The following is a 23,118-nucleotide window of genomic DNA, read 5'->3' as shown; positions in this document are numbered from 1 at the left end:
CTCTCCGGAAGTCGCGCGGCCCCGTCCCGCGCGCTTCCCGCACCAGTCTCCACGCGCTCCCCTTCGGTACCGGCATGACGAGTCTGGTACACGAGTGCTATCATTTCGCTCCATAATCGAAATATCGGTCATGGCTCAAGTCCAGCGTGAACGTGACGCATGGCTTGGGTCATGTGCCGGTGTTCCAGAGAGCGGCCTTCCGTCCGCTGGGCTGGATGTCACCACGTCCGGTGATGTCGCAATATATAAGACCGGCCATCTGAACCGATGCGCCGGTCACGACTCGTAGATATGACACCCACACAAACAGCACACGAGGGACGCGGCTTGTCACAGTTACCGGTGATCGTCGGCATGGGCGGCGTCAATGCCGCCGGCAGAACCTCGGGCCATCACGCCTATCGCCGCACGGTACTCGAGGCTCTGCCCGACGCCGTTCAGGCCCAGACCCTGATGGCGCTCGCAGCGATGATGCAGCTAGTCGTCCGCACGGATGACGGCGCCTGGCAGGACGCCAGCGGCGAACGTCTCGACGATGCCGACGTCGTCACCCGCTACCGCCAGCAGGTTCTCGATCACACTCTGATACGCCGCATCGAGGATGCACGCTTCGGCGACGAGGGCATTCCCGCCAATCGCGAAGCGCGCCTCGACCTGTCTGCGCCACTGACTTTCCAGGTACGTCGCCGCCAGTTGCCGGATGCCGTGCCCGAACACTGGCAGGTACGCGAGATCGACAGGCAGCAGGTAGAAGTGACCGTGCCTGCGGGCAGCCTCGATGTGCTGCTGCCCGAACGCCGGCATGCCCTGGTGCGCACCGCGGGGCAGTTGCCGACGGGATTCACGCCCGAACGGCTCTATCGCAGCGTGCACCATCCTCGGGGCCTGTCGATGGCGGTCTTCGGCGCCTCCGACTGCCTGGGCCAGAGCGGCCTGAACTGGAGCGCACTGCAGGGCCGTCTCGACCCCGACGCCATCGCCGTCTACGCCGGCAACTCCATCGGCCAGCTGGACGACGAGGGCTGGGGCGGTCTGTTGAAGAGCTTCGTCTCGGGCAATCGCGCCACGTCCAAGCAGATGCCGCTGGGCTACGGCCAGATGCCGGCCGACTTCCTCAATGCCTATGTGCTGGGCAGCGTCGGCGCCACCGGCGCCATCCAGGGAGCCTGCGCCAGCTTTCTCTATAACCTGCGTCTGGGAGTGGAAGACATCCGTGCCGGACGTCGCCGGGTCGTCATGGTGGGCACGTCCGACGCGCCGATCACCCCTGAGATCATCGAGGGCTTCCGGACCATGGGCGCGCTGGCCGATGACGTGAGCCTCAAGGCCCTCGATGCCCTGACGCTGCTGACCGACAGCGATTATCAGCGTGCCTGTCGGCCCTTCGCGCGCAACTGCGGCTTCACCATCGCCGAATCCACCCAGTTCGTCATGCTGATGGATGATGCGCTGGCGCTGGAGGTCGGCGCCCAGATACTGGGCGCGGTGCCGGAAGTCCATGTCAATGCCGACGGCTGGAAACGTTCGATTTCGGCTCCCGGTATCGGCAACTACATCACGCTCGGCAAGTCGGTGGCACTCGCCACGGCGATCGTCGGCGAAGAGGGGGTACGTCGGCGCAGCTATCTGCACGCCCATGGCACCAGCACTCCCAAGAATCGGGTGACCGAGTCACACGTCTTCGACTGCGTGGCTCGCGCCAATCACATCGAATCCTGGCCCGTCGCCGCCATCAAAGCGTTCGTCGGCCATTCCCAGGGCAGCGCCGCCGGCGACCAGCTGACCAGCGCACTGGGCAGTTTCGCCCATGGCCTGCTGCCCGGCATCTTCACCCTGGACAGCGTCGCCGACGACGTCTATGCCGAACGGCTGCGCTTCTTCCGCGATCCGCTGGAATTCGCCGCGGATGTCGCCTTCATCAATGCCAAGGGATTCGGTGGCAACAATGCCACCGGCCTGGTGCTGTCGCCCGACGTGACCGAGCGCTTGCTGATACAGCGCCATGGCCAACGTGCCGTGGCGGCCTGGAAACAGCGTCGCGAAGCCACACTGGAAGCCTCGGCCCATCACGAAGAGCAGGCGCATGCCGGACGTTTCGACGTGACCTACCGCTTCGGAGAGGGCGTCCTCGAAGGGCCGGAACTCGAGGTCTCCCGCGAGGCCATCCATATCCCGGGCTACGCCCAGCCGGTTGCTCTGCGCGTCGACAATCCCTTCGGCACGCTCGACTAGGCCATCGCGGATACCCGGCCGCCGCTCAATTGTCGTCGCCCGGGTGTTCGGGTACTCTGTGCCCCCAAAGCTCGCGAACCCGGCAGGATGCGCCCATGAACATCGTGGTCTACCCCGGCACCTTCGACCCCATCACCAACGGTCATACCGACCTGATCGAGCGCGCCGCGCGCATGTTCGACAAGGTGGTGGTGGCCGTGGCGGCCAGCCCCGGCAAGAAGCCCACCCTGCCGCTGGAAGGCCGTGTCGAGCTGGCCCGTCACGTGGTCCGCGAGTTCGGCAACGTCGATGTCATCGGGTTCAGTTGCCTGCTCACCGACCTGCTCGAGCAGCAGCATGCGCGTATCATCCTGCGCGGTCTGCGCGCGATGTCGGATTTCGAGTACGAATTGCAACTGGCCAACATGAACCGGGCGCAGGCACCGCATGTCGAAAGTGTGTTTTTGACCCCTGAGCTCAAGAACTCCTATATTTCTTCCACTATCGTACGTGAGATCGCGCGCCTGGGCGGCGACATCTCGAAGCACGTGCATCCCCACGTTGCCGAGGCGCTGCAAGCGCATTATTCCTCTGACCAGTGATGGTCGCTCACGACGCATTGAGGTAACTCACATGGCTCTGATGATCACCGACGAGTGCATCAACTGCGACGTCTGCGAACCCGAATGTCCCAATGAGGCCATCTCCGCAGGCGAGGAAATCTATGTCATCGACCCCAAGCTGTGCACGCAGTGTGTGGGACACTACGACGAGCCCCAGTGCCAGCAGGTATGCCCGGTGGACTGCATCCCGCTCGATCCCGCGCACGAGGAAAGCCACGACCAGCTGATGGCGAAATACAAGCTCATCACCACCGCTGCCTGATTCTCACCTCCATTCTCGTCGCAGCGAAGCTCCGCAGCCGTGGGGCTTCGGCGTTTCCCGCTCCAGCGCTTTGGCTTCGGTGCTTTGCTTCATGCCCGGGATCCGTCGGATCGCCCTTTGGCCGATATCCATCGGTGGCACGAGTCTCCGCCAATAACCGTTTGCGTCTTTCAGGTTCACGGTGCGCCGGGATCCGAATCGGTGACGCCACCGTCATTGCCTACGCCCTGCCCGAGCAGTGACGCGGCCCGGCAGGCCAGGAGCCGCGTCTTCGGGTGGTGTCAGAAGAGATATGACGCGTAGAGCTGGAAGAGCTGCGAAGTATGATCGTGATCGAAGGCCTGCTCACCGCCACGATCCGGAAACGCCACGGCATAGACGCCCGACAGCGAAAGGTTCTCGGTAACGCTCCAGTTGGCGTAGAGGTCGACCTCCTTGGCGAAGCTTCGGCTACCGATGCCGTCGGGCGTGTCCTGGTAGCGAAAGCGATAGCCGATGATGCCTGTCTCGAGATCGTCACGAGGCTGCAGCGAGGCGCGGAGCATGTCGACCTCGAGGTTCGAGTTGAACAGCATGTACTCGCCGACGATCTCGCCCATGTACCAATTGCCCCAGCCACCGGCGAAATCGTAGAACAACGTATCGTAGTCCTCGCTGAACTCGGCATGGCGGTACATGATCTGCGGCGTCCAGAGCGCCTGACTGAACACGTAGGTTGCCTGGGCATACCAGCCGTTCTCGTCGATACCCTGCTTGTCGTTGCTCTCGTGGACATATTGTCCGCCCAGCGCCAGATCGGGAATCGCCGTGAACGGCACGCCCTTGGCACGCAGGTTGTAGACGTCCATGCCCTCGCGGGTGGCGATATCGGTATTGTAGGTGTGCACGTAGGCAGCACCCAGCTTGGCGCGCTCGGCCCACAGATAATCGACGTTGACGCCGTTGGCGTAGGTCTGCCGGTCGGGGGCGCCGCGCACGTACTGGTCGCGCTTGAGGTGGAACAGGTCGCCATGCCAGCCGTGACTGTCGATCGAGGCCACCACCGTATTGTGGAATCCTTCGCTGGGCCCGATGTAGTAGGCGGCATACTTGCCAGTATCGAGAAAACCGTCGCCGACCAGAAAACCGTCGCCGAACTCGAACTTCTGGCGCCCGTAGGAAAGCGTAATGGCGTCCTCACCGAGCGAATCGGCGAACAGCGTGCCACTGTTCCAGCCCATGTATGCCAGGTCGATGCGGCCATCCTCAGGGTGCCCCGGCGTGGCGCCGTCGATGTCGCCGTACTGATTGCCCCGGGTCATCGACAGGATCCCCCTCACGCCGGCAAAGCTATAACTGCCGCCCGGCAGCGGCGCCTCACCCAGCAGGGTCGGGACCAGCGAGGCCTCCCACCAGGCGGGATGCCGCTTGGTCGGCGCTCCGGCTATACTCTCTCGCGCGCCGAAATTGGCATTGCGCGTGGTGGCGCCATAACCATAAAGCGCCACGGCGCCGTCAAGGCGCACATCGCTGGCCTCATTGTGATAAAGCTCGATGTCGGCGTCCGGCTGCTGAATGCCGGCCTTCAGATAATCGAGATCGGTCACGGCGGTAAACGCCACTGCGCCCGGAGCCGCGAGCAGTCCGCCGACCCCTGTCAGTACCGCCGTCAACTCGCCAAGGTGGGTCCTTCCTGCGCGAATCATGTCGCTCTCCCCTGATATCCATGAATCATGCTCGGCGTGGACGGTGCCTGATACCGCCCTTCCTATCACCTTAGCCTCAACTGAGCCAAACGCCGCATGGGAACAGCTCCGCCCGGCGGTAGACGTCAGGCGGCATGACCCGGCGCCCGCGAGCCGTTATCATGCGCTCTTGCCCCTCATGCCCTGCCACCCACGAGGCTTCATGAGCAATACGTCTGAAGTCACCACGCCTTTCGGCCAGGTATGGCGCCTGGCCTGGCCGATCATCGTGTCGAACGTCACGGTGCCCCTGCTGGGGTTGGTCGATACCGCCGTGGTCGGGCACCTGCCGGACCCACGCTACCTGGCAGCCGTCACCTTGGGGGCAACCCTGTTCAGCTTTCTTTACTGGGGCTTCGGCTTTCTGCGCATGGGCACCACCGGGCTGACCTCCCAGGCGGTGGGCCGGGAAGACGCCGACGATGTGCGCAACCTGCTGGGACAGTCGATACTGCTGGCACTGGGTATCGGACTGATGCTGATCATATGCGCCGATCCGCTGATTGCGCTTGGCCTGTGGCTGCTCGACGGCAGCGAGGCGGCTATGACATTGGCGGCGCGTTACGCCGACATTCGAATCGTTTCGGCGCCGGCAGTACTGGCCAACTACGCCATTCTGGGCTGGTTCCTGGGCCAGCAGAACAGTCGGGTCACGCTGGCCATCATGGTGCTGACCAACAGCGTCAATATTCTGCTCGACCTGCTGTTCGTGGTAGCGATGGGCATGACCAGCGACGGGGTCGCCTGGGCCACGGTCATCGCCGACTACGTCGCACTCGCGTTCGGCCTCTGGCTGGTAGCGCGCCAGCTCCGCCTGCTGCCGGGGCGTTTCCTGCGCGAACGGCTGTTCCGCCTGATGGCCTACACTGAGTTGTTTCAGGTCAACCGCCATCTTTTCGTGCGCACGTTGGGGTTGTTGTTCGCCATGGCGTTCTTCACCGCGCAGGGCGCGAGTCAGGGAGACATCGTGCTGGCAGCCAACGCCGTTCTGCTGCAGTTCATCATGCTGACGTCCTACGCCCTGGATGGATTCGCCCATGCTGCCGAGGCCCTGATCGGGCGCGCCGTAGGACAGCGGAACTGGCGGCTGTTCGCCGTGTCGGTGAGAGCGGCCGCACGTTTCTCGCTGGTCGTCACGGCCGTTGCGACGCTGGTATTCGCGCTAGGGGGTAACGCGCTGATAGCCAGGCTGACCGACCTGCCCGACGTCCGTGCCATGGCGGCGGACTATCTGCCATGGATGGCGGCCATGCCTGCCATTGCCGTGTGGAGCTATCTGCTCGATGGCGTCTTCATCGGCGCTACGGCCACCCGAGAAATGCGCAATAGCATCTTCGTCGCTCTGGCCATCTATCTGCCGACCTGGTTTCTCACTCAAGAGTTGGGCAACCACGGTCTGTGGCTGTCCTTCACATTGTTCACGCTGGTACGCTCGGCCACACTGGGCAGCTACTATCTATACTATCGCCGCTCACGCTGGCACGAGAGCGCCGACAGCACGCTCTCGCCAGCGCCCCGCTCATAGTCTCTTCCGACCATGGCAGAACGGGTCAAGGCCTACGCGTCATGACTTGTCGGGTGTGAAGGCGGGCGGATCACTGGCCGGGAAGGACTCGTTACTGGCCTCATCGGCCAGGGCATCGTCCTCGCCTACGGGCGGTGAGGTCAGGACGCTGCCGAGGTTGCCATCCGGATCGTCAACCAGAGTCAACAGATTGTCCCCTTCCGCCTTCAGCCGCGTGAACGGAATCCAGTTGTAGGTCAACTGTTCATTGACGATACGTACATACTCGTTCCCCACGACATCCACTGTCCCTACTTTATCCTGCGCCGTGTCCTGGACCTCGGCGCCGACCTTGTATGCGTTTTCCATGGTGCCTCTCCTTACGCTGGGATAATACGTTGCGACGACTGATGCCGCCGCAGTCACAATGACACGCCAAGCGGAAGGCGTCTGGGGTTCAGGATAGTCAAAAAAGGCACCGGGAGCCGAACGCGGCGCGCCTTTACAGACAAAACATGATAATCCTGTACCATAATTTTCCCTGACAGCTCGATGGATTCCGATATGACGCCTGACGACCTGCCGCGCCAGCATGAACTCTCCATGACCATCCTGATGACGCCGGACATGGCCAATTTCAGCGGCAAGGTACACGGCGGCGCCATTCTCAAGAAACTTGACGAAGTCGCCTATGCCTGTGCCAGCCGCTACTCGGGAAGTTATGTGGTCACTCTGTCCGTGGATCAAGTGCTGTTCAAGCAGCCCATCCATGTGGGCGAGCTGGTGACCTTTCTCGCCATGGTCAATCACGTGGGACGCTCTTCCATGGAGATCGGCGTGAAAGTCGTCGCCGAATCCATTCAGGAAAAGGTGATCCGTCATACCAACAGCTGCTATCTGACCATGGTCGCCGTGGATGCCGAGGGGCGCCCCGCGCAGGTGCCTCCCCTCAAGCTGGAAACACCGCTGCAGAAGCTGCGCTTCGAAAAGGCAGCACTACGCAAGAAGCTGCGCAAGCAGGCCGAGGAAGAGGCGCGACGCACCCACACCGATCATTACGGGCAACAGCCTCGCTGAAGGAAGAGGCGATTCGACGTCAGTCGACAGCCTCGGCAGGATCACTATAGTACAGGGTAAGCCACGGAAACGGCGGCGTAGCATTCATTGCCACGCCTATCGATGAGCAAGAGCAGCGCAGAAGGAGACGCGCCATGGAACTGCTGGAACGCATCGTAAAGTATCTCGATGATCAAACCCTGATGCTGGCCACGGCCGAGTCCTGCACCGCCGGCCTGATCGTCTCGGAACTGGCCCGCATTCCGGGAAGCGGGCAGTCGATCGACTGCGGCTTGGCCGTTTATTCGCCCGAGGCCAAGAATCGTTATCTCAACGTCAGCTTCGACACCATCGAAAAGCATGGGCTGACCAGCGAGGCGGTATCCCGCGAGCTGGCTGTCGGCGCGCTCAACAGCAACAATGCCGATGTAGCAGTGGCCAATACCGGCGTCGCCGGTCCTGGCGCGCCCAATGATGACATTGAGGTCGGCACGCTATGCTTCGCCTGGGCCTACCGACATGCCGGCCACGTCTATCTGTTTTCCGAAACGCAGCATTTCGATGGCGACAGAAACGAGGTGCGTCTCGCGGCGGCACACTACGCACTCTCGCGGATCCCCGACTATCACGGCAAGGTCATGAGTGGCGATGCGATTCCCGTTCATGCCCATGGAGCGGACAACCACTGACAGAGGAGACAGCCATGGACACGCTACCCAACAGCGGCGCCCAGCGCCGTATCAGTTCCGCCCTCGGGGTACGGGCCGCCATCGATCCGGAGCAGGAGATCACCCGACGCAGCGCCTTCCTGCGGGACCAGATGATCGAGAGCGGCCAGCATGCGCTGGTGCTGGGCATCAGTGGGGGTGTCGACTCGACCGTGGCGGGCCGTCTAGCCCAGATTGCCGTCGAACGCGCCCGTGAGCAGGGCCTGGACGCGCGCTTTTTCGCCATGCGCCTGCCCTACGGCACCCAGCACGACGAGAGCGATGCCCGTATGGCGCTCGACTTCATCGCGCCCGACGAGATTCTCACTGTCGACGTCAAACCCGCCAGCGACGCCATGCTCGAAAGTCTCGAGCGGGGCGATCTGGTCTTCCGCGACGCGGCACACCGGGACTTCGTGCTCGGCAACGTCAAGGCGCGCCAGCGCATGATTGCCCAGTACTCCGTCGCCGGCGCCCATGGCGGTCTGGTGGTGGGTACCGATCAGGCGGCCGAGGCGTTGATGGGGTTTTTCACCAAATATGGTGACGGAGCCTGCGATGTCGCACCGCTGACCGGCTTGACCAAACGTCAGGTCCGCGAACTCGCTCGCACACTGGGGGCTCCCGTATCGCTGATCGAGAAAGCGCCCACTGCCGATCTCGAATCGCTATCGCCCCAGCGCGCCGACGAGGATGCCTTCGGGGTCCGTTATGAACAGATCGACGACTTTCTCGAGGGCGATCCCGTCGACGAACGAGCCAGCGAGATCATCCTCGAGGCCTACCGCAAGACCGCCCATAAGCGTCGGCTGCCCGCCACACCCAGCTGACGGATTCACCGCGAAACTCCCTGCCCGGTCGACGCTACGGCTTCGACCGGGCATCCTGTCGTGGCGCAACACCCCATCGATTACCCGCCTGTTTTCACCCGCATAGGACACGTTGATGCTGGAACGCACACCGCCACCACGGCCGAAACGCCCCAAGCGCGGCGGCAGTCGTCGCCGGGAAGACATCTTTCTGGTGTGGGACGTGTTCATCATTACCCTGGTACTGGTCAACCTTGCGCTACTGCTGTTCGACAGCCTGTTTCTGCTACCCCCGCTCAACGGCGCCTTCGAGTCTGTCGCTCCCGATCTGTACACCGCCTACGACACTTATATCCATGACAACTTTCTGACCATTGACCTGGCTTTCGTCGCCATCTTTCTCCTCGATGTGCTGATCGGCTGGGCCGTCGCCATCGCCGAACACCGTTATCGCCGCTGGTTCTTCTACCCCTTCGTGCACTGGTACGACGTGCTCGGCTGCATTCCCCTCAGCGGCTTTCGTATACTGCGCGTGCTGCGTGTCATCTCGCTGATGGTACGCCTGCAGCGCCTCGGCGTGATCGACATCACCCGCTGGTCGATCTACGAGACCTACATCAAGTACTACCATATCCTCATGGAGGAACTTGCCGATCACGTGGCGATCAAGCTGCTGAGCAACGTGCAGGACGAGATCAGAAGCAGCGACGCCCTGACCCACCGCATCTCCAAGGAAGTGATACGGCCGCGCAAGCAACAATTGGTGAACGAGATCTCCAGCCGCATGGAAGCCATGATCGACACCTCCTATGCGGAGAACCGCGCCGACGTGCACCGCTATGTCGGCGGCCTGGTCAGCCGCACCATGACGGAAAGTCCCGAAATTCGCCGCCTCCGCCGTCTCCCCCTCGGCGAGCCGCTGGCCGAGTCGCTGGAAAGCAGTCTGCGCGACGTCGCCAGCCGTGTCGTGCACGAAGCCATCATGGGGCTGCGCTCCCCTGAGTTCAGCTCCCTGCTGGGCGACATGGCCGCCAGCGGCATCGACGTCTGGCTGCATGTCGACGAACGTACCGATCGCATCACCGAACATATCCTCATCGAGGTGCTCGAGGTCATCAAATCGCAGATCGAGACCAAGCGCTGGCAAGAAAATTATTCATGAACAACGTGCAAAGGGTTCACTGGTGAAGTGCATCCCATCTCGCTAGCCTGTGCCCTTTTCTCCAGGAGAGTCCCGTATGGCCAAGCTACCCCCTCCCTTCCGCGCCGATCATGTCGGTAGCCTGCTGCGTCCCTCGGCCCTGATCGAAGCTCGCCGCCGCTACGCCAACGGCGAGATCGATACCGCAGAGCTGCGTGGCGTGGAAGATGACGCCATTGCACGTATCGCGCGCAAGCAGCAGGAAGTGGGCCTCAAGAGCGTGACCGACGGTGAGTTCCGTCGCGCCTACTTCCATCTCGACTTCCTGCAGAAACTCGATGGCGTCACCGTCACCGGCAATATCGCCTCCAACCCCAACGCCAAGCCCAGCAGCGACGGCTTTTCTCCGCCCAAACTGTCGGTGACCGGCAAGCTGGCCCACGCGCGCCCCATCGAAACCGAGAATTACCAGTTCCTGCAGCGCCACGTGCAGGATGGCGCGCTGGCCAAGGTCGCCATTCCCTCGCCGACCATGGTGCATTTCCGCGGCGGACGCGCCTCCATCGACATCGAGGCCTACCCCGATCTGGATGTGTTTTTCGCCGACCTGGCGCAGTGCTATCGCGACGAGATCGACTCGCTCTACCAGGCCGGATGCCGCTACCTGCAGCTCGACGACACCAACCTGGCCTATCTGTGCGACGCCAAGATGCGCGAGGCCGCCGCTGCCCGCGGCGAGGATCTCGATGAGCTGCCACGCCGCTACGCCGAACTCATCAATGCCGCCATCGACAGCCGTCCCGACGACATGACCGTAGGCATTCACCTGTGCCGCGGCAACTTCCGCAGCACCTGGTTCGCCGAGGGCGGCTACGAGCCGGTGGCCGAGGTTCTGTTCAACGAACTCGACGTGGACGCCTACTTCCTCGAGTACGATGACGAGCGCTCCGGCGACTTCGCGCCACTGCGTTTCCTGCCCGAGGGCAAGCAGATGGTGCTGGGTGTGGTGTCATCCAAGGTTGCAGCGCTCGAGTCCAAGGATTTCATCAAGCAGCGCATCGACGCGGCCGCACGCTACATGCCGCTGGAGCAGATGAGCCTGAGCCCGCAATGCGGCTTCTCGAGCACCGAGCATGGCAACGCACTGAGCGAAGACGAACAGTGGGCCAAGCTCGAGTTCGTCGTCGACGTGGCGCGCGAGGTGTGGGGCGACGATTGAAGCGCTCACCAGACTGACGGAACATCCGCCGCAGAGAGAGGATGCTCCGTCAGTCGTGAATGTCGAGCAGTGTATAAGGCGCCTCACAGGCCTCGCGCTCATCGCGGGTGTCGATAGCGCCCAGTCCCAGGTGACGATCATTGTCATAGACCACGAACAGGTGGTGCTCATCGAGCACCGCCATGCCCTCCGCCTTATGCTCGAACTCAAGAGGAGCGCCGGACGCTAGCGTCACCAACTCCGGCGCCTGGCCGGTCGCCAGATCGGCAAGCGCGATAGCCCATAGATACCCTCCGATGCGCTCGTGGCCCTGGTCATCCTGGGTCTCGAAACTGGTCAGCAGGTAGAGACGATCATGATGCGGGTCGTACTCCAGACTCGATAGACCGCAGACATGGCACACCTCGGGATGCGCATCCGGATCGAAACGGTAGTACTCGCGTAACTCGTCGATAAACTCCAGGCTGCCGCTTGCGTTGACTTGATAATGTGCGCCCACCAGATGCGAGACGTATTCGAAATCGTCATGCGCGTTTCCCCTCTCGCGTACGCCGAATAGCAGCAAACCATCGCCGCACGTGCCGGGAATCGCCGCCAGCCCCTCGATCTTGTAGTAGGCCGTGCCGATGGCCGCAGAAAGCTTGGCACGCAGCTCCAGCGATCCTTCCACCCCGTCGCGGGGGTCGGGATCGACGACCTGCACCTTGTCGGGCTCATCCAGTGGCCAGATCAGCAGATGGTTGTAGGCGTTGAGGTCGTGGCTTGCGTTGTCGATGCGATCAAAGCCCGTCGTCGCCAGGACATGCCGGCCATCGGCCGTCAGCGCAAAGTCCTCGTACTTGTTGGCGCGCACGATGGCTTCGGCCGTCAGGTAATCGAGCGTCGTGTCGTCGGGCTCGCCATGCTCGGTGACCTCCATGGCGAACACCGCCGAACGACCGGCCCCGGGGATCGGCTTATCGCTGGCCAGGATCAGGCGCCGCCCATCGTAGACCACCGCCGAAATCTCCGCGTTGACCAAACGATCGCGCGCGTCACGCAACCCTACCGGAAAGCAATGAACGGTACCTTGAGACACTATGCGGGCCTGGGTCATGCCGCCTCCTCGCTGGCGATACGGATAATGATTCGAATGCTGCGTAGAGCGCTAACGGCACTGCGCGGCTCAGTCTAGCCACAGCTTAGCGATTCGATACGCCCCTGGGCATCGACGCGCACGCTCAGCCGATCCTCGCGGTATTCCAGGGTATACGCTTGGCCGGGATGCATGACGCGTACCTGGGCGGCGCCACTCTCGCTCGCCAGGCGCCTGCGTAACGCCTCGTCCAAGGCCCGCCCCACGGCTGACTGCACCGTCTCGGCCTCGCAGGTGGTGTCGATGCCCGATGCCTCCGGTGTCGACGCGGCAACCCGTGGTGGTGATGGCGGCGCCTCGGGCGGCATGCGAGTCTGGCAGGCACTGAGCAGTACGGCGCCCAGCAGTACAGGAAGAAGGTATCGGATCATGACGTCTCTCGTCTCCCGCGATAGCGAAGGGTCAGCGACTCTCACCCTAGGCTGATTTCCGAGGAGTTCCAACTCGCCATCTCCATCGCCGGCGGTTACGCTGGACGAACCCCTGCCGCCCGCCCAGGAGAACACATGCTGACAGTCTACGGCGACTATCGCTCCGGTAACTGCTACAAGGTGCAGTGGCTGCTGCATCGCCTCGACATGCCCCATCGCTGGATCGAGGTCGACATCCTCGCCGGAGAAACCCGTACCGAGGCGTTCCAGACACGCAACCCCAACTGCAAGATCCCGGTGATCGAATGCCATGATGGCCGCATGCTCGCCGAGTCCAATGCCATCCTCAACTACCTGGCTGCCGGCACCGAACTGATTCCGACCGATGACTTTCGTCATGCCCGCATGCTGCAGTGGCAATTCTTCGAGCAGCACAGCCACGAGCCGTATATCGCCGCGGCACGCTTCATCGCTCACTATCTCGGCTTGCCACCGGAGCGCGAAGACGAGTATCGCGCCAAGCAGGAAGGCGGCCACCGTGCCCTGGAGGTGATGGAGGCGACTCTGCGCGAGCAGCCATTTCTGACCGGTGAGAGTTTTACCCTGGCGGACATTTCCCTGTATGCCTACACCCACATCGCCCCGGAAGGCGGCTTCGATCTCGACGCCTATCCCGCCATTCAGGCCTGGCTGTCACGCGTCGCCGAGCAGCCTCGCCACCTGCCGATGGGAACACCCCAAGCACGTTGACTGGTGCCGTTCGGCCAGGCTCGTTAGACTGAAGGTAGGCAAGCCATCAGCCTCGCCACTACGATTACTCACATCATGTGTGACTACCACGGAGCGGACCTCATGAGCAGACTCGGTAAATTTCTCGGCGTTGTCGTCGCCACGGCACTGACCATGGGTCAGGCGCACGCGGCGGACCCCGTGCGTGTCGCCTCCAAGATCGATACCGAGGGCGAGCTGCTCGGCAACATGATTATCGAAGTGCTGAACAACGCCGATATCGAGACCGAAAATCGCCTGCAGTTGGGTCCGACCAATATCGTGCGTCAGGCGCTGCTCTCGGGCGAAGTCGATCTCTACCCGGAGTACACCGGCAACGGGGCGTTCTTCACCAACACCACCGACGATCCGGCCTGGAAGAAGATAGACACGGGCTACGCGAAGATCCGCGACTACGATCGTCAGGAAAACGATCTGGTGTGGCTGACACCGGCCCCGGCCAACAATACCTGGGCCATCGCCGTGCGTCGCGACGTCGCCGAACCGAACGATCTCGAGACCATGGAGGACTTCGCGCAGTGGGTACGCGACGGAGGCCAGGTCAAGCTGGCGGGCTCGGCGGAGTTCGTCGATAGTCAGGCCGCCCTGCCCAGCTTCCAGCAGACCTATGACTTCGAGCTGGATCAGGATCAGTTGCTGGTCCTCGCCGGCGGCAACACCGCAGCCACCATCCGCGCTGCCGCCGGGAACACCAACGGTACCAACGCCGCGATGGTCTACGGTACCGACGGCGCCATTGCCCCGGCCGATCTCGTCGTCATGGACGACACCCAGGGCGTGCAGCTGGTCTATGCGCCGGCCCCGGTGATTCGCCAGCCGGTACTCGAGGCCCATCCCGAAATCCGCGATCTGCTGGCGCCGGTCTTCGAGTCGCTTGACCGCGAAGCGCTGCAGACACTCAATAGCCAGATCCAGGTCGAGGGCCAGCCCGCCAAGCAGGTCGCGCGACGCTACCTGGAAGAACAGGGCCTGCTGGACTGAGGCTTTCATGACGCTCGCGGCAACTCGAGACGGCCCCGTTGGCCGGCATCGCCGGGTCACCAATCGCGTCCTGCTGACGCTATGGATGGCGGGAGGCCTCGCTGTACTGCTGTTGCCATTCGCCTCCCTCGCACGCAACCGCCTGGTCTCTGGACAACCCATCATGCTCTGGCAGGCACTGCTGCCCTGGCAGTGGGGATTGCTGGCGAGCCTCGCTGCGCTCATGCTGCTGGCCTGCCTGCGCCGCCCGCTGCCGTCTGGATTCGCACCTCCTCTGGTACTGGTCGCCGCCCTGCTCTGCCTGCTGCTGGTGATGTACGGCATCGGCGACTATGCCGAACGGACCCTGTCCAGCACCTCACCGGCTGCCCGAGTGTCGATGGGGGCGACATTCTGGATACTCGTGTTCTGCTCCGTCCTGGCTGCGCTCGATGCCCTGCAGCGGCAACGCCTGGGCATGCTGGCTCGCGGGCTCTACGGCACGGCAGCGATCGTCGCGATCGCCGCGCTCTTTGCCAGCGGACGTTTCGACAACCTGTCGATCATGCGTGAATACTTCAATATTCAGGACAGCTTCACCGCCGAGTTTCTCACCCATCTGCGGCTGGTGATCTCCGCCCTGGTGCCGGCGCTTGTCATCGGCATGCCACTGGGCCTGCTGGCAAGACGCCGGGCCCGGATGCGTGCCGGCCTGTTCGGGGTGCTCAACTTCTTCCAGACCATTCCCTCCATTGCGCTGTTCGCCCTGCTGGTCGCCCCGCTCGCGGCGCTCGGCAGTGCCATCCCGTTACTGCGTGAGCTGGGTGTGAAAGGCATCGGCGCGGCTCCCGCCATCATCGCCCTGGTGCTTTACTCACTGCTGCCGGTGGTACGCAACACCTATGCCGGTTTCGCCGGCGTGCCGGCCGCCACCCTTGAAGCGGCCCGGGGCATGGGCATGACTTCGCGCCAGATATTGTGGCGGGTCGAGGTACCGCTGGCGTTGCCGGTGATCCTCTCGGGGCTGCGTATCGTCAGCGTCCAGGCCATCGGCCTGACGGCGGTGGCGGCCCTGATCGGCGCGGGCGGGCTCGGCGCCTTCATCTTCCAGGGGCTCGGGCAGTACGCCATCGACCTGGTACTGCTCGGCGCGCTGCCCACCATCTTCCTGGCGGTCTGCGTCGATTTTCTTTTTCAGGTGCTGGTGGCGCTCAGCCGTCCGGCTCACGCCTAGCAGGCGCCCTTGAGCAAGGATTGTCATGATCGAGTTGCAAGGCCTTACCAAGGCCTATGACGGCCGCGAGGTGGTGCAGGACATCTCGCTGACCGTGGAGAGCGGCGAATTCGCAGTGCTGATCGGGCCGTCGGGCTGCGGCAAGTCGACGACGCTGCGCATGATCAACCGCCTGATTCCGCTCACCCGGGGCCGCATCATCCTGAACGGCGAGGATGTCACTCACCTGCCCGGCGAGCAGTTGCGCCGTCGCATCGGCTACGCCATTCAATCCATCGGCCTGTTTCCGCACTGGAGCGTGGCGCAGAACATCGCCGTAGTCCCCAAGCTGCTCAAATGGCCCAAATCGCGCATCGACGATCGTATCGATGAGCTGATGGCACTGTTTCAGCTCGATGCCCGGGAGTTCCGCGACAAGTATCCGCATCAGCTCTCCGGCGGCCAGGCCCAGCGCGTCGGGGTGGCGCGTGCGCTGGCCGCCGATCCCGAAGTGCTGCTCATGGACGAACCCTTCGGGGCCGTGGACCCGCTGACCCGTGACGTGCTGCAGGCGGAGATGCAGCGCGTGCACCGCCAGACCGGCAAGACCATCGTCTTCGTCACCCACGACATGGACGAGGCGCTGAAGCTGGCCTCGCGCATCGCCATCCTGCATGCCGGGCGCCTGGTGCAGTACGACCGCCCCATCGAGCTGCTGATCGAGCCCGCCGACGACTTCGTGCGGGATTTCATCGGCCGCGCGGACCTCGGTCTCAAGCTGCTCTCGCGACGCTGGGTCCATCAGTATTGTCGCGAAGCACCGACGCTTGCCGAAAACGCCACCCGCCATGCGCTCGACACGGCGTCAAGAACGCACGGCCATGTCTGGACGGTGGATACCGCGGGCTCCCCCCGAGCGTTATATGGTGCGCGCCAGGGGCTGAAAGACGCACCGGCGCACTCACCGCTACCGGTGCATCCCGACTGGTGCGCCACCCCCGACATGACGCTCAAGGAAGCGCTGTCGCGCATGGTGTGGTTTCGCGTGTTCACGCTGCCGGTGCTCGACGCGCAGGGCCGGCTGATCGGCGAGGTCTCGATGGACGGCGTGATGGGCCAACAGCCATGAGTACGGCCACATCCCGCGCCGTCCGACGCCGGCGCCTGCTGCTGGGAGGGCTCACGTTGCTGCTGGTGGCTCTGGTACTGTTCATGCGCGAGCTGGAGCCGCTGTTTCGTGCCGCCTTTCCCGATCTCGACGTGGTCGTCTATCGACGTGAGACCTTCCTGCAGCTGACTCTCGATCATCTGCGGCTGGTGCTGATCTCTTCGCTGGTTTCCGTCACCCTGGGGGTCGGTGCCGGGCTCTTCGTGACCCGTCGGGCAGGCCGCGAATTCGAGCCGATGGTCTCCACGCTGGCCGCCATCGGGCAGACCTTTCCCCCTGTCGCGGTGCTGGCGATCGTGGTGCCTCTGGCGGGTTTCGGCTTCACGCCCACTATCGTGGCACTGTCGCTCTACGGACTGCTGCCGGTGGTGCGGAACACCATCGCCGGGCTGGGCACCGTTCCCGGCACGACCCTGGAAGCCGCCCGCGGCTCGGGCATGAACGCCCGGCAGGTGCTGTGGCGCATCGAACTGCCTCTGGCCATGCGGGTAATCATCGCCGGGATTCGCATCTCGGTGATCATCAACATCGGTACCGCGACCATCGGCTCCACCGTTGGCGCCCAGAGCCTCGGCACGCCGATCATCGCCGGGCTGGTCGGCAACAACCTCGCCTACGTGATTCAGGGCGCCGCCGTGGTCGGCCTGCTGGCCATCGTCATCGACCTCGGCTTCGAGCAGCTCGAACGCCGTTTCACCTTCGGGGCGCAGACCGACAGGGCGTGACGCGTTGCCCGGTTGGTACCGGCTAGCTCCGGCTGAGCAGCTCCAGCCGCTTGCCCCGATGGCAGTTGATCAGCGTCAGGGCGCAGAGCCGTGCCATGTCGATAGCCAGATGCGAGGGATGCGACAGCGTGGCCAAGGCCGGAATGCCGGCATGCACGGTCTTCTGCACCAGCTCGAGACTGCAACGGCTCGACATCATCACCAGAGCCGGCCATCTTCCCGATGCCAGGCTTTGCCCGATCAGCTTGTCGAGCGCATTGTGGCGGCCGATGTCCTGCCCCATGGCATAGACCTCTCCCGCCTCATCCAGCCCCAGCGCCAGATGCAGGCCGGGCCGGGCCCGCTGTACCAGCGCGGCCTGCGCCGTCTGCACGTGGGCGGCTGGCGGCGGCGGCCGAGGGTCGAGTCGCTGCATCCCGAACATCACCTGCGCCTCGCTCTGGGCTCCACAGGCACCGCAGCCGCTGGTGGAGAGAGTGACGCGTGCACCCTCCTCGGCGCGGCGTGCCACACGGGGATCGACTTCGAGACGGACCCGAAAGCCATGGCGCGACGGCGCCAGCGTAATGGCCGCCACTTCCTCACGGCGCAGGATCATGCCTTCGGAAAAGGCGAACCCCAGCGCCAGCGACTCCAGATCGTCAGGCGTGGCCAGCACGGTGGCGTAGGCCGTGTCGTTGAAGGTCAGGGTGATGGGTAGTTCGTCGGGACCCGGCAGGTCGCGCGCGGGACGCGTGCTGGCATCTTCGTAATCCATGCCGCACTCGGCATCACGAGACGCGTCTTCCACGGGCTTGGGAGAGAGAGAGTCGGCTGACATGAAGCGCCCCCGGAGGCTTAGCAGGAATGAATGACGACATGACACTGCGAACCCGGCCCCATCGAGCCGGGATGCTATGCTGGATCAAGCGCCACTACGGTGACGGCACAGCGCGCTGCGGCCTTGTGCTCATTGCGCCGGCGCGCCAGACTCACCGGTAAATACTCATTGTAAGGGCCGCGCCATGGATGTCGAGCTGCTGGAAATCCGCGAGCACATGGGACGTTTCGCACCTTTCGACGCCCTTTCCGACGAATTGCTCGACGAGGTCGCCAGCCATGTCGAGGTGGCCTACTTTCAGGCGGGGGCGGCTATCCATCAGCATGGCGATGAGATCCACGACCTGCACTACATCCGCAGCGGGGCGGTGGAAATCTTTCGTCGCAACGGCGAACTCTACAATCGTCTGAGCGAAGGCGACATCTTCGGTCACTTCAGCCTGCTGCGCAGCCATCGGGTGAGCTTTCCCGCCCGGGCGATCGAAGACACGCTAATCTACTTCATTCCCGATAGCATCTTCTCCCGCCTGTGCGAGGAAGACGAGCATTTCGCCGATTTCGTCGAGGTGGAACGTCCGCGCCTCGAGGCCACGGTGGAACAGTACCGCAAGAACAACAACATGATGATCACCCGGGTGCGCAAGCTGCTGACCCGCCGGCCGGTCATGATCGAGACCTCAGCCTCGGTGCAGGAGGCCGCGCAGCGCATGAACGAGGAGAACGTCACCTCGGTGCTGGTCTTCAGCACGTCCGACGCTACCCTTGACAGCGACGCCCGCCGTACCTTTGTCGACGAGCAGGGCCAGTCATGGACGATGGTGGGCATTCTCACCGATCTCGACTTCCGCACCCGGGTACTGGCCGCCGGGCTTCCGGCGAACGTGACGGCCGGTGAAATCCTCCACGGCCAGCCGATCACCATTCAGTCGGACGAATCGGTTCACGAGGCCATGCTGTGCATGTTGCGCAACAACATCCAGCATCTGCCGGTGCTGCATCGTCGACGCCCCGTGGGGGTGCTGCACCTGTCGGACATCATCCGCTACGAGACGCACAGCAGTCTCTACCTGGTCAGCAGCATCTTCAACCAGACCAGCGCCAAGGAGCTGGCGCGCCTTGGCGCCAATGTTCGCGAAGCCTTCGTGCACATGATAGCCGAGGGTGCCAATTCGCAGATGGTGGGCAGCGCCCTGGCCACCATCGGTCGCAGCTTCACCCGGCGCCTGCTGGAGCTCGCCGAGGCAGAGCTCGGCCCGCCTCCCGTGCCCTACTGCTTCATGGCGCTGGGCTCGATGGCGCGCAACGAACAATCCATCGTCACCGACCAGGACAACGCCCTGGTACTGGACGACCGCTTCGATCCCGCGCAGCACGACGCCTATTTCGTCGAGTTGGCGAAACGGGTCACCAATGGGCTGGATGCCTGCGGCTACACCTTGTGCAAGGGCGACATCATGGCCACCAACGACCGCTGGCGCCAGCCGCTCGCGGTCTGGAAGCGCTACTTCAGCGACTGGATCGATCAGCCCAGCCCGGAACGGCTGCTGCACAGCTCGATCTTCTTTGACCTGGACAGCGTGCATGGCGAGGAGGCCTTCGTCGAACAATTGCAGGATCTGGTCGCGGAGAAGGCCTCGCAGAGCCCGCCGTTCCTGGCCGCCATGGCGCGCAACGCCCTCAACCGTACACCGCCGCTGGGATTTTTCCGCACCTTCGTGATGGAGCAGGACGGCAAGCACAACAACTCGATCAATCTGAAGCGCCGCGGCACGGCCCCCATGGTCGACCTGATCCGCGTGCACGCCCTGGCCTGCGGCTCCCGCGCCCAGAACTCCTTCGAACGTCTCGACGATATCGCCAAGACCCAGCTACTGCCGGAAGGCAGCGGTGAACGCATCCGCTATGCGCTGGAGTTCATCAGCATGGTGCGCCTTCGTCATCAGGTGCTGGATATCGAGCAGGAGCGCGCTCCGGACAACAATGTCGAACCGGAGAATCTCTCCGACAGCGAGCGCCACAACCTCAAGGAGGCCTTCCATGTGCTGAGCAATGCCCAGAAGTTTCTCGGTTTCCGCTACCCCATTTCTCGTCAGCGTTGATTCGCATGCCACCCTTTCGCCACACCGCCAGTCGTCCCGACTGGCCCGAGTATCTGTCCCACCGGGCCGATACGGCTCGTGATCCGAGCCTCAAGCGCTTCTTTGCCGCCAATACCCTGACAGCGGACATGCCCATCAGCGAGGCGCCCATGGTCGCGCTGGACATGGAAACCACCGGCCTTGACGAACAGCGTCACGCCATCGTCAGCCTGGGCCTGGTGCCCTTCACCCTGCGCCGCATTGCACTGGCGCAGCGCCGCTACTGGGTGGTGCGTCCCTCACGCTCGTTGAATGAAGAGTCGATCAAGTTTCACCGCATCACCCATTCGAAGATCGCCGATGCCCCGGATTTCGACGCGATTCTCGACGACATGCTGGCCGCCATGGCCGGACGCCTGGTCGTGGTTCATTACCGGCACATCGAGCGCCCCTTCCTCAATGCGGCGATCAAGGCGCGCCGCGGCGAAGGTGCCCTGTTTCCGGTCATCGATACCATGTCGCTGGAAGCGCGCCGTTATCGGCAGTCCATGTGGGCCCGGTTTCAGCGCTGGATCGGCCGGCCGCCAGCCTCGATCCGCTTGCACGACAGCCGTGCCCGCTACGGCCTACCGGCCTATCAGGGCCACCATGCGCTGATCGACGCCCTGGCCACGGCGGAACTGCTGCAGGCACAGATTGCCCGGCACTACACGCCGCAGACGCCTATCGGCGACCTCTGGAGCTGATACCGCCCCCGCAACATGAAAAAGGCGGCCCGCAGGCCGCCTTGGTCACTCAGGAACGACGTCCGTTCAACGCGCTTTGGGCTCGCTCATCAAGCCCTTGATGATCGCATAGCACGCCGCCAGCAGTACCAGGGTGAACGGCAGCCCGGTAGTGATGACCGCAGCCTGCAGGGCGGTCAGTCCGCCACCGAGCAGCAGGGCAATGGCGATTGCCCCTTCGATGAGTGCCCAGAACACCCGCTGAGGCTTGGGTGCGTCCACCTTGCCGCCGGCAGTGATGGTGTCGATCACCAACGAGCCGGAATCCGACGAGGTAATGAAGAACACCATGACCAGCACGATACCGATGAACGAGGTAATGGAGGTCCACGGCAGTTGACCGAGCATCACGAACAGTTGCAGTTCCAGATCCGCATCCCTGACACCTTCGAAGCCGCTGGCCACCAATTGATGAATGGCCGTGCCACCGAAGGCGGTCATCCACAGCACCGAGACCAGTGAAGGTACCAGCAGCACGGCGATCAGGAACTCACGCACCGTACGGCCACGGCTGACACGGGCGATGAACATGCCGACGAAGGGCGACCAGCTGACCCACCATGCCCAGTAGAAAGCGGTCCATCCCTCGCTGAAGTTGGCATCCTCACGGCCGAAAGGATTGGACAGCGCCGGCAGATGAGTGATGTAGGAGGCCAGATTCTCGAAGAAACCGGTGGCGATCATCATCGTCGGTCCGACGATGATCACGAACAACAGCAGTAGAAAGGCCAGTATCATGTTGACCTGCGACAGCCGCTGCACGCCCTTGTCGACCCCGGCCACGACCGAGCCCAGCGCTACCAGGGTAATCCCCATAATCAGGATGACCATGGTGACCGTGGTGTTCGGGATGCCGAACAGATAGCCCAGCCCGGCGGAAGCCTGGGAGGCACCGAGGCCGAGCGAAGTGGCCAGACCGAACAGGGTGGCGAACACCGCCAGGATATCGATGATGTGGCCCGGCCAGCCCCAGACGCGCTCCCCCAGAATCGGGTAGAAGATCGAGCGCATGGTCAGCGGCAGGCCCTTGTTGAACGAGAAGAGTGCCAACGCCAGCGCCACCACGGCATAGATACCCCAGGGATGCAGGCCCCAGTGGAAAATGGTGGCGGCCATGGCCAGCGAGATGGCCTCCTGCTCGTCACCTCCGGCGGCTCCCAGCGGGGCCCAATCGGTGCGGACACCGTTATCGCCCATTTCGATACCGCCCAGGGAAGTCCCGAAGTGGGTCAGGGGTTCGGAGACGCCGTAGAACATCAGGCCGATGCCCATGCCCGCGGCGAACAGCATGGCGAACCAGCCCGCGTAGCTGTAATCCGGCTTGGCATCCGCCCCGCCGAGACGTACCTTTCCCAGCGGCGTGAAGATTAGCACGACGGTCAGAATCACGAAGATGTTGGCTGCCAGAAGGAAGAACCAGGTCAGATTGCTCGTCAGCCAGTTTTTCGCGCCATTGAAAAGGGGATCGACCTGATTCTGCAACGCCAGGGTGATGATCACGAAAAACAGAATCACCAGCGAGGAGATCGTGAAGACCTTGCCGTGCAGATCGAAGTCCACGCCGAACTTGCGCGAGGCCACATTGTCCTGACCGATCACATAATCGGTGTCGATGAGGTTTGCCGGGCCTTCCGGCGCGGGAATTCCCTCGGACGCTTCCTGCGAATCGGGGGTAGAGTCTTGGTCTTGGTCTTGATGAGGTTGTCTTGCCACAAGCGCTCTCCGTCGGTGAATGGCGGATTCAAGGGCGTATAAACGTCGCTAGCGTGGCTTGGCCACTGCCTTGGCCCGCCAGGAGCGGCCACCATGTTCGCTAGTA

The 23,118-nt window shown here is 63.3% G+C and carries 22 protein-coding genes; 16 read left to right on the top strand and 6 right to left on the bottom strand.

All coding sequences use genetic code 11. From position 1 onward, the window contains the following. Window positions 1–354 precede the first annotated feature (354 nt). The 3 genes from ACYQ12_RS03680 (at window position 355) to ACYQ12_RS03670 (ending at window position 3,096) form a co-directional block, all read left to right on the top strand. Window positions 355–2,232 carry a beta-ketoacyl synthase gene (locus ACYQ12_RS03680; protein WP_459874459.1) on the top strand — a complete coding sequence of 626 codons (1,878 nt, stop codon included), beginning with the start codon at window positions 355–357 and terminating at the stop codon, window positions 2,230–2,232. Window positions 2,233–2,327: 95 nt separating this feature from the next. Next, entirely contained in the window at window positions 2,328–2,813 is a 486-nt protein-coding gene (gene coaD / locus ACYQ12_RS03675) for a pantetheine-phosphate adenylyltransferase (RefSeq protein ID WP_459867865.1), read from the top strand. A 31-nt stretch (window positions 2,814–2,844) separates the two neighbouring features. Then, window positions 2,845–3,096, top strand: coding sequence for a YfhL family 4Fe-4S dicluster ferredoxin (locus ACYQ12_RS03670; protein ID WP_459867862.1), 252 nt, complete (start codon window positions 2,845–2,847; stop codon window positions 3,094–3,096). A gap of 281 nt (window positions 3,097–3,377) precedes the next feature. On the opposite strand, the gene ACYQ12_RS03665 is transcribed toward ACYQ12_RS03670, so the two are convergent. Beyond that, window positions 3,378–4,781 carry an alginate export family protein gene (locus ACYQ12_RS03665; protein WP_459867859.1) on the bottom strand — a complete coding sequence of 468 codons (1,404 nt, stop codon included), beginning with the start codon at window positions 4,779–4,781 and terminating at the stop codon, window positions 3,378–3,380. A gap of 202 nt (window positions 4,782–4,983) precedes the next feature. Here ACYQ12_RS03665 and ACYQ12_RS03660 point away from each other — a divergent pair, with 202 nt between their 5' ends. After that, window positions 4,984–6,345 carry an MATE family efflux transporter gene (locus tag ACYQ12_RS03660; RefSeq protein WP_459867856.1) on the top strand — a complete coding sequence of 454 codons (1,362 nt, stop codon included), beginning with the start codon at window positions 4,984–4,986 and terminating at the stop codon, window positions 6,343–6,345. 39 nt (window positions 6,346–6,384) lie between these two features. Here the strand turns inward: ACYQ12_RS03660 and ACYQ12_RS03655 are convergent, their stop codons facing one another. Beyond that, the gene (locus ACYQ12_RS03655; protein WP_459867853.1) at window positions 6,385–6,693 is read right to left on the bottom strand and encodes a hypothetical protein; all 309 of its coding nucleotides are present in this window, start codon (window positions 6,691–6,693) and stop codon (window positions 6,385–6,387) included. Window positions 6,694–6,888: 195 nt separating this feature from the next. Here ACYQ12_RS03655 and ACYQ12_RS03650 point away from each other — a divergent pair, with 195 nt between their 5' ends. The 5 genes from ACYQ12_RS03650 (at window position 6,889) to ACYQ12_RS03630 (ending at window position 11,256) form a co-directional block, all read left to right on the top strand. Further along, window positions 6,889–7,401, top strand: a complete 513-nt coding sequence (locus ACYQ12_RS03650; protein ID WP_459867850.1) for an acyl-CoA thioesterase — start codon at window positions 6,889–6,891, stop codon at window positions 7,399–7,401. A 134-nt stretch (window positions 7,402–7,535) separates the two neighbouring features. Beyond that, window positions 7,536–8,069, top strand: a complete 534-nt coding sequence (locus tag ACYQ12_RS03645; protein ID WP_459867847.1) for a CinA family protein — start codon at window positions 7,536–7,538, stop codon at window positions 8,067–8,069. Window positions 8,070–8,083: 14 nt separating this feature from the next. Further along, the gene (gene nadE, locus ACYQ12_RS03640; protein ID WP_459867844.1) at window positions 8,084–8,917 is read left to right on the top strand and encodes an NAD(+) synthase; all 834 of its coding nucleotides are present in this window, start codon (window positions 8,084–8,086) and stop codon (window positions 8,915–8,917) included. Window positions 8,918–9,032: 115 nt separating this feature from the next. Continuing rightward, window positions 9,033–10,058, top strand: a complete 1,026-nt coding sequence (locus ACYQ12_RS03635; RefSeq protein WP_459867841.1) for an ion transporter — start codon at window positions 9,033–9,035, stop codon at window positions 10,056–10,058. A 76-nt stretch (window positions 10,059–10,134) separates the two neighbouring features. Next, entirely contained in the window at window positions 10,135–11,256 is a 1,122-nt protein-coding gene (locus ACYQ12_RS03630) for a 5-methyltetrahydropteroyltriglutamate--homocysteine S-methyltransferase (RefSeq protein WP_459867838.1), read from the top strand. Between the two features lie 49 nt (window positions 11,257–11,305). On the opposite strand, the gene ACYQ12_RS03625 is transcribed toward ACYQ12_RS03630, so the two are convergent. Both ACYQ12_RS03625 and ACYQ12_RS03620 read right to left on the bottom strand, forming a co-directional pair. Beyond that, window positions 11,306–12,352, bottom strand: coding sequence for a hypothetical protein (locus tag ACYQ12_RS03625; protein ID WP_459867835.1), 1,047 nt, complete (start codon window positions 12,350–12,352; stop codon window positions 11,306–11,308). Window positions 12,353–12,426: 74 nt separating this feature from the next. After that, the gene (locus ACYQ12_RS03620; protein WP_459867832.1) at window positions 12,427–12,762 is read right to left on the bottom strand and encodes an I78 family peptidase inhibitor; all 336 of its coding nucleotides are present in this window, start codon (window positions 12,760–12,762) and stop codon (window positions 12,427–12,429) included. 135 nt (window positions 12,763–12,897) lie between these two features. On the opposite strand from ACYQ12_RS03620, the gene ACYQ12_RS03615 reads away from it, so the two are divergent. From ACYQ12_RS03615 to ACYQ12_RS03595, 5 genes are all read left to right on the top strand, one after another. Beyond that, on the top strand, window positions 12,898–13,512 hold the full coding sequence (locus tag ACYQ12_RS03615) for a glutathione S-transferase family protein (protein ID WP_459867829.1): 615 nt from the start codon (window positions 12,898–12,900) through the stop codon (window positions 13,510–13,512). A gap of 102 nt (window positions 13,513–13,614) precedes the next feature. Further along, window positions 13,615–14,532 carry a glycine betaine ABC transporter substrate-binding protein OsmF gene (gene osmF, locus ACYQ12_RS03610; protein ID WP_459867826.1) on the top strand — a complete coding sequence of 306 codons (918 nt, stop codon included), beginning with the start codon at window positions 13,615–13,617 and terminating at the stop codon, window positions 14,530–14,532. Between the two features lie 7 nt (window positions 14,533–14,539). Next, window positions 14,540–15,745 carry an ABC transporter permease gene (locus ACYQ12_RS03605; protein ID WP_459867823.1) on the top strand — a complete coding sequence of 402 codons (1,206 nt, stop codon included), beginning with the start codon at window positions 14,540–14,542 and terminating at the stop codon, window positions 15,743–15,745. A 25-nt stretch (window positions 15,746–15,770) separates the two neighbouring features. Further along, entirely contained in the window at window positions 15,771–16,853 is a 1,083-nt protein-coding gene (locus ACYQ12_RS03600) for an ABC transporter ATP-binding protein (RefSeq protein ID WP_459867820.1), read from the top strand. Beyond that, on the top strand, window positions 16,850–17,617 hold the full coding sequence (locus ACYQ12_RS03595) for an ABC transporter permease (RefSeq protein WP_459867817.1): 768 nt from the start codon (window positions 16,850–16,852) through the stop codon (window positions 17,615–17,617). Before ACYQ12_RS03600 ends, ACYQ12_RS03595 begins: the two co-directional genes overlap by 4 nt. 22 nt (window positions 17,618–17,639) lie before the next feature. On the opposite strand, the gene ACYQ12_RS03590 is transcribed toward ACYQ12_RS03595, so the two are convergent. Continuing rightward, window positions 17,640–18,437, bottom strand: a complete 798-nt coding sequence (locus ACYQ12_RS03590; protein WP_459867814.1) for a formate dehydrogenase accessory sulfurtransferase FdhD — start codon at window positions 18,435–18,437, stop codon at window positions 17,640–17,642. Window positions 18,438–18,621: 184 nt separating this feature from the next. Between ACYQ12_RS03590 and ACYQ12_RS03585 the strand changes: the two genes are divergently transcribed. Continuing rightward, window positions 18,622–20,535: a DUF294 nucleotidyltransferase-like domain-containing protein gene (locus tag ACYQ12_RS03585; RefSeq protein WP_459867811.1), complete on the top strand. Its 1,914-nt coding sequence runs from the start codon at window positions 18,622–18,624 to the stop codon at window positions 20,533–20,535. Between the two features lie 5 nt (window positions 20,536–20,540). Then, window positions 20,541–21,260: a 3'-5' exonuclease gene (locus ACYQ12_RS03580; RefSeq protein ID WP_459867808.1), complete on the top strand. Its 720-nt coding sequence runs from the start codon at window positions 20,541–20,543 to the stop codon at window positions 21,258–21,260. 66 nt (window positions 21,261–21,326) lie between these two features. Here the strand turns inward: ACYQ12_RS03580 and ACYQ12_RS03575 are convergent, their stop codons facing one another. After that, the gene (locus ACYQ12_RS03575; protein WP_459867805.1) at window positions 21,327–23,012 is read right to left on the bottom strand and encodes a BCCT family transporter; all 1,686 of its coding nucleotides are present in this window, start codon (window positions 23,010–23,012) and stop codon (window positions 21,327–21,329) included. Between the last annotated feature and the right edge of the window lie 106 nt (window positions 23,013–23,118).

The organism is Halomonas shantousis (assembly GCF_054654615.1).
This window is presented reverse-complemented; position numbering and strand designations above follow the sequence as displayed.

Bases quoted from the DNA above. Each gene is read 5' to 3' on its own strand.
- ACYQ12_RS03680 (WP_459874459.1), top strand. From the start codon at position 355: ATGGGCGGCGTCAATGCCGCCGGCAGAACCTCGGGCCATCACGCCTAT.
- coaD (WP_459867865.1), top strand. From the start codon at position 2,328: ATGAACATCGTGGTCTACCCCGGCACCTTCGACCCCATCACCAACGGT.
- ACYQ12_RS03670 (WP_459867862.1), top strand. From the start codon at position 2,845: ATGGCTCTGATGATCACCGACGAGTGCATCAACTGCGACGTCTGCGAA.
- ACYQ12_RS03665 (WP_459867859.1), bottom strand. From the start codon at position 4,781: ATGATTCGCGCAGGAAGGACCCACCTTGGCGAGTTGACGGCGGTACTG.
- ACYQ12_RS03660 (WP_459867856.1), top strand. From the start codon at position 4,984: ATGAGCAATACGTCTGAAGTCACCACGCCTTTCGGCCAGGTATGGCGC.
- ACYQ12_RS03655 (WP_459867853.1), bottom strand. From the start codon at position 6,693: ATGGAAAACGCATACAAGGTCGGCGCCGAGGTCCAGGACACGGCGCAG.
- ACYQ12_RS03650 (WP_459867850.1), top strand. From the start codon at position 6,889: ATGACGCCTGACGACCTGCCGCGCCAGCATGAACTCTCCATGACCATC.
- ACYQ12_RS03645 (WP_459867847.1), top strand. From the start codon at position 7,536: ATGGAACTGCTGGAACGCATCGTAAAGTATCTCGATGATCAAACCCTG.
- nadE (WP_459867844.1), top strand. From the start codon at position 8,084: ATGGACACGCTACCCAACAGCGGCGCCCAGCGCCGTATCAGTTCCGCC.
- ACYQ12_RS03635 (WP_459867841.1), top strand. From the start codon at position 9,033: ATGCTGGAACGCACACCGCCACCACGGCCGAAACGCCCCAAGCGCGGC.
- ACYQ12_RS03630 (WP_459867838.1), top strand. From the start codon at position 10,135: ATGGCCAAGCTACCCCCTCCCTTCCGCGCCGATCATGTCGGTAGCCTG.
- ACYQ12_RS03625 (WP_459867835.1), bottom strand. From the start codon at position 12,352: ATGACCCAGGCCCGCATAGTGTCTCAAGGTACCGTTCATTGCTTTCCG.
- ACYQ12_RS03620 (WP_459867832.1), bottom strand. From the start codon at position 12,762: ATGATCCGATACCTTCTTCCTGTACTGCTGGGCGCCGTACTGCTCAGT.
- ACYQ12_RS03615 (WP_459867829.1), top strand. From the start codon at position 12,898: ATGCTGACAGTCTACGGCGACTATCGCTCCGGTAACTGCTACAAGGTG.
- osmF (WP_459867826.1), top strand. From the start codon at position 13,615: ATGAGCAGACTCGGTAAATTTCTCGGCGTTGTCGTCGCCACGGCACTG.
- ACYQ12_RS03605 (WP_459867823.1), top strand. From the start codon at position 14,540: ATGACGCTCGCGGCAACTCGAGACGGCCCCGTTGGCCGGCATCGCCGG.
- ACYQ12_RS03600 (WP_459867820.1), top strand. From the start codon at position 15,771: ATGATCGAGTTGCAAGGCCTTACCAAGGCCTATGACGGCCGCGAGGTG.
- ACYQ12_RS03595 (WP_459867817.1), top strand. From the start codon at position 16,850: ATGAGTACGGCCACATCCCGCGCCGTCCGACGCCGGCGCCTGCTGCTG.
- ACYQ12_RS03590 (WP_459867814.1), bottom strand. From the start codon at position 18,437: ATGTCAGCCGACTCTCTCTCTCCCAAGCCCGTGGAAGACGCGTCTCGT.
- ACYQ12_RS03585 (WP_459867811.1), top strand. From the start codon at position 18,622: ATGGATGTCGAGCTGCTGGAAATCCGCGAGCACATGGGACGTTTCGCA.
- ACYQ12_RS03580 (WP_459867808.1), top strand. From the start codon at position 20,541: ATGCCACCCTTTCGCCACACCGCCAGTCGTCCCGACTGGCCCGAGTAT.